Raw genomic sequence first — 10,281 nt, forward strand, 5'->3', positions numbered from 1 at the left:
TTAGCAGCTTGAAAGTTACAGGTTACAGGTTAACTGGTTGAAGGTTACAGGTTAACTGGTTGAAGGTTACAGGTTACTAGGTTGCTGTGGAAATCCCAAACTTTCAACCTTCAACCTTCAACCTTCAACCTTCAACCTTGATAACCTTGGCCAAAAGGCCACGCTTGCGCGTTCAACCTTCAACCTTGATAACCTTATTAGCATCAAACCTGACTTAACTCTTCAGTTTTTCAGCTTTAGCGATCGCTTGGTCAATACTGCCCACCATGTAGAAGGCTTGCTCAGGAAGGTCATCCAATTCGCCCTTGAGAATCATTTGGAAGCCTTTGATAGTATCGTCCAAGCTAACATACTGACCAGGAGAACCAGTGAAGACCTCCGCTACAAAAAACGGCTGAGACAAGAAGCGCTCAATCTTGCGGGCGCGAGCCACCGTTAGTCTGTCATCCTCGGACAATTCATCCAAGCCCAAAATCGCGATAATGTCTTGGAGTTCCTTGTAACGCTGTAGAGTTGCCTGCACAGAACGAGCTGTTCCGTAGTGGTCTTCTCCCACAATGCTCGGTTGCAGCATGGTTGAATTAGAATCGAGGGGGTCCACAGCCGGGTAAATTCCCTTAGATGCTAGGCCACGGGACAACACTGTTGTACCATCCAAGTGAGCAAATGTAGTTGCTGGCGCTGGGTCGGTCAAGTCGTCAGCTGGTACATATACTGCCTGAATGGAGGTAATTGAACCCTCGTTAGTGGAGGTAATCCGTTCTTGCAGAGCACCTACGTCTGTTGCCAGAGTAGGTTGATATCCTACAGCAGAAGGCATTCTTCCCAAAAGAGCAGACACTTCCGAACCTGCTTGTACAAACCTGAAGATGTTATCGATAAACAGCAACACGTCCTGCTTGTTCACATCCCGGAAGTACTCAGCCATGGTCAAAGCTGACAGACCGACCCGCATCCTCGCACCGGGTGGTTCGTTCATCTGACCATAAACTAGGGCAATTTTCGACTCGCCTAAATTATCCGCGTTGATCACGTTGGATTCCATCATTTCGTTGTAGAGGTCGTTCCCTTCACGGGTACGCTCTCCCACACCGCCAAATACTGATACTCCACCGTGTTTCGTGGCGATGTTGTTGATCAACTCCATCATGATCACAGTTTTGCCGACTCCAGCGCCGCCAAAAAGACCAATCTTACCACCACGTCGATAGGGAGTCAGCAGGTCGATTACTTTAATACCGGTCTCGAATACTGAGGGCTTGGTTTCCAGCTCAGTTAACTTGGGAGCAGGCCGGTGAATTGGGAAGCGATCCTCAGATTCTGCCGGTCCTCTGTTATCTACTGGTTCACCCAAGACATTGAAAATCCGTCCTAAGGTAGCCTTGCCTACAGGTACACTAATGGGGGCACCCGTATCAATAACTTCCATACCCCGCACCAGACCGTCTGTACCACTCATGGCAACAGAGCGCACTTGGTTATCCCCGAGAAGCTGCTGCACTTCGCAGGTCACAGCAACATCTTGTCCAGCTTCATTTTTGCCTTCAATTCTCAAGGCATTGTAAATCTGCGGCATTTTACCGCTGGGAAACTCTACGTCAACAACCGGACCGATAATTTGGGCAATAGCGCCCGTGTTTGTTTGTTCTGCGGTGCCTACCATATTGCGCTTATTTAGTCAAGCTATTGTTACAGATTTTGGAAAACAGTCTTAACATTTAGTAATGCCACTCTCCAGATTACCACTGTTGGGGTTCAACCGTATCGCAACTTGATCCCAAATTAAATATAAACACGACTTTAGCTCCCATCCTGGGAGGGTGACCAGAGAAGCATCCCTTGCTTCATAATTACCTTCAAAGGTGATCCGATAATTTTTCACCCAAGTAATAGGCTCAATTTAAACAGACACCCCACACCCGTTCGCCCGGTCAACTGACCTACTTTTCACGTAGCTTGTCACTCGTTTAGCTACTAGAGACTTACTCTTCTTCTTCGTCTGGAGTCAAGGGTTTAGATTCTTCCTCTAGTAGTTTTTCCTTAACTCGTCGGATGGGTAGATTAGCAATTAGTGCTGTTGCCCGTTGGTTGCTTTCTAAGGAAAACTCTGATCCATCGGGATCAATCTCAACGTAGCGAGAGACCACCTCCAGGATGTCTTGCCGCATCGACTCCACCATTGTAGGACTCAGGTCAGAGCGGTCGTGGGCAATTACCAGTTGGAGGCGGCGCTTAGCCTCTTCACGGCTACTTTGAGCACTCCTCCAGGAAAAAAGTTGTTCTAGAATTTCAATAATCATGGGGCTTTTTGGAGTAGTGAATAAGTCACACAGGGAGAGAAGGAAGAGGCTCTTTGGCAATTCACAATGTAAAACCTTATTGGAACAGGCGGCGTAAGCGGCTGATTAGGTTGTCGTGTTCTGCCATCAGGTCGAGGAAGGAAATATTTGCACCTTCTAAGCGTGCAGCAATGTTTTCAATGGCAATTCCAGGCAGGGTTTTCTTTTCTGATAAGATCAAGGGTTCCCCCTGATTACTGGAGACAATCACCCGTTCGTCATCGGGGATAACACCAATTAGGGGAATAGCAAGAATTTCTTGGACATCTTGAACTGACATCATTTGATCCGCTTTTACCATTGTGGCTTTCAGGCGGTTGACAATTAAGCGGGTCTGCTTGATTCCTTCCGCTTCCAGTAAGCCAATAACTCGGTCAGCATCCCGCACTGAAGTAATCTCTGGTGTAGCAACGATTAGGGCTTCAGTAGCTGCCGTAACTGCATTTTTAAACCCACTTTCGATTCCTGCTGGAGAGTCCACCAAGATGTACTCGTAATTCTTGGCTAACACCCCCAACAACTTTTTCATTTGGTTGGGGTTAACGGCTTCTTTGTTACGACTTTGGGCTGCCGGTAACAGGACTAGTCCTTCCTGCCGTTTGTCTTTGACCAAAGCCTGGTCTAAGCGGCACTGACCTGTTAATACTTCAATAGCCGTGTAGACTACGCGATTTTCTAGTCCCAACAGCAGGTCTAAGTTTCTCAAACCAAAATCTGCATCCACTAAGGCAACTCGACGACCCAGACGAGCTAGGGCTAAACCTAGATTGGCGGTAATGGTAGTTTTACCCACCCCTCCTTTGCCAGAGGTGACAACAATAATTCGACTCATGAATTCAACGACAAGTGGGTTTTAGCAACATCAGCAGCTCTAGCAATACGAATTCCAAGGGAAGTCACGTAAGCTACTTCAGGATAGTACTGAAGTGGCGGTGTCTCCGGTGCCCTAGCTACAGCATCAGCAATCCGCAACTGGGTGGGTTCCATTTTTAATGCCATAATCCGACATTTTCGATTACCATTTGCACCGGCGTGGGCAATGCCTCGTAGATGCCCCCAAACAAATATATCCCCAGCTGCGATCAATGCACCACCAGGGTTCAAGTCTCCTATTATAACAATAGTGCCAGGGTGACGGATCTCTATACCAGAACGCACGGTCATTTGTAAGTACAGAGGTTCTGCGAGTAATTCAGTAGGTTCATCAATCTTCTGATTCAAAGAGTACTTAGGAGTTTCTTGTTCTACTGAGTACCCAGCAGCTGCAGCAGCCACAGCAGTTTGTCTGCGCGTGGTGTAAACTCGCTTTAGCCTTAACTGGACTGCCCCAAGGGCATCAGCGATCGCTTGTAGCTTCATCCCATCCAGCAATTGATCCCCAGCCATCAGATGGACACTGGATTCAGGCTGCCAAAAGCGCTCTCCAGCATTGAGGCGATGCTTGAATTGTTCCCATAGGTCTAACCAATTGGCAATACTAGGGTTTTTAGTGGCTGGTGGCAAGATCAACAACAGCCGTTTCCCCTCACTTTTTAAGCGAACTTGCCCTTGGCAGTTAACTACCGAGTTGCGGTCGTCGGAAACCGTTGAAACTGGTGATGGTTGGGCAGAATCAGAAGTCATGCAACAAGGAGCTAGATTGGTTAACGCACCGAAGAAAGATTCTTTCGTGATCATACCTTCTTCAGCAAGTTCTAGTGGATAAGTGTTGAGAATTGTAGCTAATGGTGGTATGGGGCAAAAGGGGAATATACTTAAGAATACTATTGCTCTGTTACCCCACACCCACAACCGAATATCCTGTCAAACATTCTTAGTTTGCACTCAATCGACGGTAAACCGTGACCAAGCCATTCACATCTCCCACATTGCCAGGAAATAGCACCACAGGTAAATTAGGAAACTGGGGATGGTCAGCAGCGGTTAGCACCATTGAGCATCCAGGAAGGATCTGACCCAGTAGTCGTGCTGACCTCAAAGCCAGACCAGTACTTAAGACATCATTGGAGGTAATACCCCCTTTACTGATTAAAAACCCAATATCTTTAGGTAATCCCCTCACGATATCCATCAATAAGCCTGAAACTACTGTTCCAAAGGCCAGCCGTTTCTGCACATCCTCAAAAACCAATTCCTGACGAGAGGTATAAACCACCGGTGTCTTACCAGCACTGTGAATTTCCTGAACGCGATCGAGAATACTTGCCAAAAGTTTTGCCCGTTGCTGTTCGGATTCATCTAGTAAATTGGCTACATTGACCTCAATACCGCCAATCCCAGATGCTCCCAATAGCTGCTCCAGCTGCTGGGTAGTCTTTTTAACGTGGGAACCCACAATCACAGCTCCTGGTTTCCCCTGTCGGACATACTGAGCCATATCCATAGGGGCTACCGGTTGGGGGCCAAGACTAGCAAGGGAGGTTAAAATACTAGCAGCAGAGCGAAACAAAAAGCGTTTCCCTTGGGCAGCAGCCTTCAGGACATCTGCCGCAAATTGATCTAAATCCCCTTGGGTTTCCCCATCCACAACGCCACACTGGTTATTGGAAAGTTTGAGAAGGCGCTCCAAGCTACTGTTACGAATATCTGCTAGTAAAAACCGCTCGACCGCATCAGCCTTGATCTGACCTTTGGTCTTTTCTTGGACATAGTCGGGTAAATAACTATGGCGATATCCAAATACCGAGTCACGGGCAAACTCAGTTTCATGCACCGGGGTTCTAATACCATCAATGATTAGGTAATGCACACTATCGACAGTGACTCGTCCTCCCTCAAAGAATGCGGGGACTAAGAAATGGGCATCAAATGGTCCGACTTCCTGAGCAATTACATCAGTTTCGACAGGATAATGCCCCCGCAAGGTGGAGTCAGAGCGACTGACTACCATAAAATCTTTAATTCCTTCAGCGTCTATGGCCATTTTGAGGTTATGGCAAACTTCCCGAGTCACAGTTGCTGCTTGCTCTGGGTTAAGAGCTCTGGTATTAGTAAGAATAAAAAAGATTGGGGAGTTATCCCTTAGTCCTAGCCGCAATGTATCCACATCCCAGTGCATCAGCAACAAGCAGCTGTGAACGGTTTGGGAGCCAGTAGGGTCATCATCGAGGACAATAATTTTTGGTTTTTTGCTCATTTCCCAAGCCTGTCATTAAAGTCAGTTATTTACCATAGTAATCGGGAATGGGGAATCGGTAATCGTTAATTGGTGATTATTATAGCAATGATCAGAATCATTAATAAATCAAGCTCAAGCTAGAGGTATATATAGCAATTTAGATAACAGAATACTATCCCAAAATAAATAAAAAAATCAACAAAAAACCTGAGCATTTGCTAGAGAGCACTACTGTTACAATACATGGAAAAACAGGAAGTTAGCCATGTATCCTAAATTGGCAATTTTGAAAACAATCTATAAAGCTTTTTATAGTTGATAAGCTCAAAAAAATCAGCTATAATTAGAAGTATAGAGCAGTGGTAAATGATTCTTGATAACTAGTTAGACTTCCCTGATGTTACCCATTACCTAGTTTAACGAGGATGTTAACGTTTAATTTATATAATTGCTATATAATAAGGGGTCACTAAGCAGCAATAATTCACAGTTTATAAACTATTTGTCCACTATATTGTCACTATAAATTATGTCAGACCAATCCCGTCCAGAACCACAAAGCACTTCAACTCTAGAAGAAATTCGCGCCACACGGCTTGAAAAAGTTGAACAACTGAAAGCAGAAGGATTAATTCCCTATGCCTATAATTGGGAATCTACAGCTCAGGCTGCCGAATTGCAGCAAAACTATGCTGACCTAGGCAATGGCGAAGAAGTAGATGTGGAAGTGGCTGTTGCTGGTCGGATTATAGCTCGTCGTGTCTTTGGTAAATTAGCTTTCTTCAATATTCAGGATGAGACTGGGACAATTCAGCTTTACCTGGATAAAAAGAGAATTACTGCTAAAATGGCCGACCTTCCTAATGCTTTTAATATTCTCAAAAAACTCACTGATACTGGCGATATTATTGGGGCAAAAGGAACCGTCAAGCGCACGGAAAAAGGGGAACTTTCGATCTATGTCAAGGAGTATGATATCCTGACTAAATCTCTGTTACCTTTGCCAGATAAATGGCATGGTTTAACGGATACAGAAAAGCGCTATCGTCAACGTTATGTTGACCTAATTGTTAATCCTGATGTGCGGGAAACCTTTCGTCGTCGTGCCAAAATTACTGCTTCTATTCGGCACTATTTAAACCAACAGGATTTTATTGAAATTGAAACTCCGGTACTTCAGAGTGAGGCTGGTGGTGCAGATGCCCGTCCTTTTATCACCTACCACAACACCTTACAAATGGACTTGTATCTGCGTATTGCTACCGAGTTGCATCTGAAGCGACTAATTGTTGGTGGTTTTGAAAAGGTGTATGAGTTAGGGCGTGTCTTCCGCAATGAAGGAATTTCCACTCGTCACAATCCGGAATTCACCATGATTGAAATCTATCAGGCTTACGCCGATTATAATCAGATGATGGTGTTGACGGAAAATCTGATCAGTAATGCTGCTAAGGAAGTGTTAGGTACACTAACCATTAACTACCAAGGTGAAGTAATTGATCTAACTCCTCCTTGGCGTAAAGTAACGATGCACGAGTTAGTCAAAGAGCAAACCGGTTTAGATTTTGATAAATTTACCGACATTGAACAGGCAAAAACAGCAGCGAAAGATGCTGGTGTGGAGGTTCCCAATGATTGCTATTCTATTGGCAAATTGCTCAATGAAGCCTTTGAGCAGAAGGTAGAAGAAACGTTAATCCAACCGACTTTTGTTCTGGATTATCCTGTGGAAATCTCTCCCCTCACTAAACCCCATCGCTCAAAATCAGGCTTAGTGGAACGGTTTGAATTGTTTATAGTAGGAAGAGAAACAGCAAACAGTTATTCTGAGTTAACTGATCCTATAGATCAACGGCAACGACTAGAAGCTCAAGCAGCCAGGAAAGCAGCAGGAGATTTGGAAGCTCAAGATGTTGATGAAGACTTTCTCGCTGCCCTGGAGTACGGTATGCCTCCCACTGGTGGTTTAGGTATTGGTATTGACCGTTTAGTGATGCTACTCACTAATTCACCTAGTATTCGGGATGTCATTGCTTTCCCATTGCTGAAAAGTACCAGCGCTGTGATTAAATCCTTCGACTACGACGTAGACAAAAAAATTCTTCGGGTTGAATTCAATAATGGTAGTATCTACAAGTATCGAGATGTACCAGAGGAGATCTACAAGGGTTTGAAAGATAATCCTTCTATCGGTCAGTATTTTAATACCCATATCCGCGAAAAATATGGCTTCGACCGAGAAATTTAGTGTAAGGATTCAGCCTCAGGCTCATCAGCCATAATCTAGTCACTTGGTATTGGATTATAAGTTGAGCGGTCAGATGACAATTTAGTTCTTAATCAGCGATTAGCTTTGCACAAGTTTAGCTAATCGCTTGTAGCTTAGATAGATTAAGGTGAAGCATTGACAAATAAACAAAAATGTGAATAAGCAAGGATTGATAGTGCGATCGCTAAAAGTCATCGGTCATTTGTCAAAGACTTTTGAATTTTTCATTAACAATGAACAGGTAACAGTTAACAATAAAGAATTAGCAGTACAACCTGTAGCTAGCTTGTAATGAACATACGCACTGTCTCGACTAAGCCCTTTACAGACCAAAAACCCGGTACTTCCGGACTCCGTAAGTCGGTCACCGTTTTTCAGGAGCCCCATTACCTAGAAAACTTTATCCAGTCTATCTTTGACTCCCTAGAAGGCTGTGAAGGTCAAACCCTAGTTGTAGGGGGTGATGGTCGCTACTACAATCGGCAAGCAATTCAGACTATTCTCAAAATGGCAGCCGCCAATGGGTTAGGTCGGTTGTTAGTCGGTTGTGGTGGTATTCTGTCTACCCCAGCAGCATCTTGTCTTATTCGCAAACATAAGGCATTAGGTGGCATTATCCTCTCAGCTAGCCACAATCCTGGGGGTCCAAAAGGTGACTTCGGTGTCAAGTATAACACCAGTAATGGTGGACCAGCACCAGAAAAGGTGACGGAAGCTATCTATGCTCGGAGTAAAGTCATCGATAGTTACAAAATCCTGGAGGCTGCGGATGTGAATCTAGACCGACCAGGTGCATTTACTCTGGGAACCTTGAGCGTTGAGGTGATTGACCCAGTTGAGCCTTATACTCAATTAATGGAGTCCCTGTTTGACTTTGACCGCATTCACCAGCTACTAACCTCTGGGAAATTCCGGATGTGTATGGACTCATTACATGCGGTAACTGGTCCCTATGCCCATGCTATTTTTGAAAAACGCTTAGGGGCACCAGACGGTACAGTACTTAATGGTATACCGTTAGAAGATTTTGGCGGTGGTCATCCTGACCCTAATTTAGTCTATGCTAAGGACTTGGTGGATATTCTCTATGGTGATAATGCCCCGGATTTTGGGGCTGCTTCTGATGGGGATGGCGATCGCAATATGATTCTGGGAAGCTCGTTCTTCGTTACCCCCAGTGATAGCATAGCCGTGTTAACCGCCAATGCCCATCTTGTACCTGGTTATAGTCAAGGTTTAGCAGGGGTAGCCCGTTCCATGCCAACCAGTGCTGCTGTAGACCGAGTGGCGGCTCAGTTAGGTATCGATTGCTATGAGACCCCAACAGGTTGGAAGTTTTTTGGCAATTTATTGGATGCAGGTAAAGCCACTTTGTGTGGTGAAGAAAGTTTCGGCACTGGTTCTAACCATGTACGGGAAAAAGATGGGCTTTGGGCAGTGCTATTCTGGCTCAATATCCTGGCAGTACGGGGTGAATCAGTGGAGCAGATTGTCCGTAGCCACTGGCAAACCTATGGTCGTAATTTCTATTCCCGTCATGACTATGAAGAGGTAGATGGGGCACGAGCTCAGGAACTGATGGAGCGTCTGCGTTCAAGTTTCCCAGACCTGAAAGGACAGCAATTTGGCTCTTACCAGGTAGAGTATGGTGATGACTTTAGTTACACAGACCCAGTAGATGGGAGCGTCAGCCAGAAGCAGGGGATTCGGATTGGCTTTACTGATGGCTCTCGGATTGTATTCCGCCTATCTGGTACTGGCACAAAAGGGGCAACCCTACGCCTCTATTTAGAGAGCTATGAGCCAGATTCCACTAAGCATGACGTGGATACTCAACAAGCATTGGAACCACTGATTTCCCTTGCCCATGAGATTGCCCAAATTCGGAAGTTTACAGAGCGGGAGGTTCCCACTGTAATTACCTAAAGTTTTGATGGTAACGTTTGCCTTTAAAGTTTGAAGGGAAATCCTCAAACCCAGTTAAACAAAGCAACACGGGTAATAGGTAATAGGTAATTAGTAATTGGTACAACCCCGACCAGTTACCTATTACCTATTATCCGTAACCAATGAATAACTGTATCGGTAATAGTGGATCGCCTAGATTTCAATAGCAACAGATTTTTATTCCTAGAGGTGCGACCCGTGATGGCGAACGCGCCCCGCGTGACCTACGGTCAAGGGATTGCTCGCCATCACGGAAAGCGCACCTATAAAAATTTTCATCATTGTTACATTTAGCTGATCTAAACAGATAGTTTTTGGATATTTCGTCAAGTAAAGAAATAGCTGGCCACATTTCAACATTATTTATTGTAAATTAGTTAATTTTTAAACTAATCTTAAATTCTCTTGTGTTAACCCTTTTTGCCCCACAGTAAATTGATTGGGGCAAAAACTTGCTTGCACACCTCAATGACTTAATTAAAGAGGGACTGAATGAAAAAGATAATTCTTTAACCCGGATTTAGTATAACCCCTAAATACTCTGAGGGAGGGAAAAATTACTCATTCATAATTCTTAGCTGATTGATGTTATATAATAATCAATTTTT

Annotated in this window: 8 protein-coding genes; 3 read left to right on the forward strand and 5 right to left on the reverse strand. The window is 44.7% G+C overall.

The features are described 5' to 3' along the window. Nucleotides 1-214: 214 nt before the first annotated feature. From atpD to AC4II3_RS04030, 5 genes are all read right to left on the reverse strand, one after another. Nucleotides 215-1,663: a F0F1 ATP synthase subunit beta gene (atpD, locus tag AC4II3_RS04010; protein WP_488010032.1), complete on the reverse strand. Its 1,449-nt coding sequence runs from the start codon at nucleotides 1,661-1,663 to the stop codon at nucleotides 215-217. Between the two features lie 319 nt (nucleotides 1,664-1,982). Continuing rightward, nucleotides 1,983-2,300, reverse strand: coding sequence for a cell division topological specificity factor MinE (minE, locus tag AC4II3_RS04015; protein ID WP_488010034.1), 318 nt, complete (start codon nucleotides 2,298-2,300; stop codon nucleotides 1,983-1,985). A gap of 76 nt (nucleotides 2,301-2,376) precedes the next feature. Next, on the reverse strand, nucleotides 2,377-3,171 hold the full coding sequence (gene minD / locus AC4II3_RS04020; RefSeq protein WP_488010036.1) for a septum site-determining protein MinD: 795 nt from the start codon (nucleotides 3,169-3,171) through the stop codon (nucleotides 2,377-2,379). Next, complete coding sequence (gene minC / locus AC4II3_RS04025; protein ID WP_488010050.1) at nucleotides 3,168-3,962, reverse strand: septum site-determining protein MinC; 795 nt, start codon at nucleotides 3,960-3,962, stop codon at nucleotides 3,168-3,170. The genes minD and minC overlap by 4 nt, the downstream gene beginning before the upstream one ends. Before the next feature lie 190 nt (nucleotides 3,963-4,152). Further along, nucleotides 4,153-5,475, reverse strand: a complete 1,323-nt coding sequence (locus AC4II3_RS04030; protein ID WP_488010038.1) for a four-carbon acid sugar kinase family protein — start codon at nucleotides 5,473-5,475, stop codon at nucleotides 4,153-4,155. Between the two features lie 511 nt (nucleotides 5,476-5,986). On the opposite strand from AC4II3_RS04030, the gene lysS reads away from it, so the two are divergent. The 3 genes from lysS to AC4II3_RS04045 all read left to right on the forward strand — a co-directional run bounded on the left by lysS (nucleotide 5,987) and on the right by AC4II3_RS04045 (nucleotide 9,652). Continuing rightward, nucleotides 5,987-7,705 (forward strand): lysine--tRNA ligase, encoded by a 1,719-nt coding sequence (gene lysS, locus AC4II3_RS04035; RefSeq protein ID WP_488010040.1) that lies wholly within the window; start codon nucleotides 5,987-5,989, stop codon nucleotides 7,703-7,705. Nucleotides 7,706-7,880: 175 nt separating this feature from the next. After that, nucleotides 7,881-8,018, forward strand: coding sequence for a hypothetical protein (locus AC4II3_RS04040; RefSeq protein ID WP_488010042.1), 138 nt, complete (start codon nucleotides 7,881-7,883; stop codon nucleotides 8,016-8,018). Next, entirely contained in the window at nucleotides 8,018-9,652 is a 1,635-nt protein-coding gene (locus AC4II3_RS04045) for an alpha-D-glucose phosphate-specific phosphoglucomutase (protein WP_488010044.1), read from the forward strand. The genes AC4II3_RS04040 and AC4II3_RS04045 overlap by 1 nt, the downstream gene beginning before the upstream one ends. Nucleotides 9,653-10,281: the final 629 nt, after the last annotated feature.

The sequence above is a fragment of the Moorena sp. genome, assembly GCF_982860115.1.

Coding starts and splice junctions, on each gene's coding strand:
- atpD (WP_488010032.1), bottom strand. CDS start 1,663: ATGGTAGGCACCGCAGAACAAACAAACACGGGCGCTATTGCCCAAATT.
- minE (WP_488010034.1), bottom strand. CDS start 2,300: ATGATTATTGAAATTCTAGAACAACTTTTTTCCTGGAGGAGTGCTCAA.
- minD (WP_488010036.1), bottom strand. CDS start 3,171: ATGAGTCGAATTATTGTTGTCACCTCTGGCAAAGGAGGGGTGGGTAAA.
- minC (WP_488010050.1), bottom strand. CDS start 3,962: ATGACTTCTGATTCTGCCCAACCATCACCAGTTTCAACGGTTTCCGAC.
- AC4II3_RS04030 (WP_488010038.1), bottom strand. CDS start 5,475: ATGAGCAAAAAACCAAAAATTATTGTCCTCGATGATGACCCTACTGGC.
- lysS (WP_488010040.1), top strand. CDS start 5,987: ATGTCAGACCAATCCCGTCCAGAACCACAAAGCACTTCAACTCTAGAA.
- AC4II3_RS04045 (WP_488010044.1), top strand. CDS start 8,018: ATGAACATACGCACTGTCTCGACTAAGCCCTTTACAGACCAAAAACCC.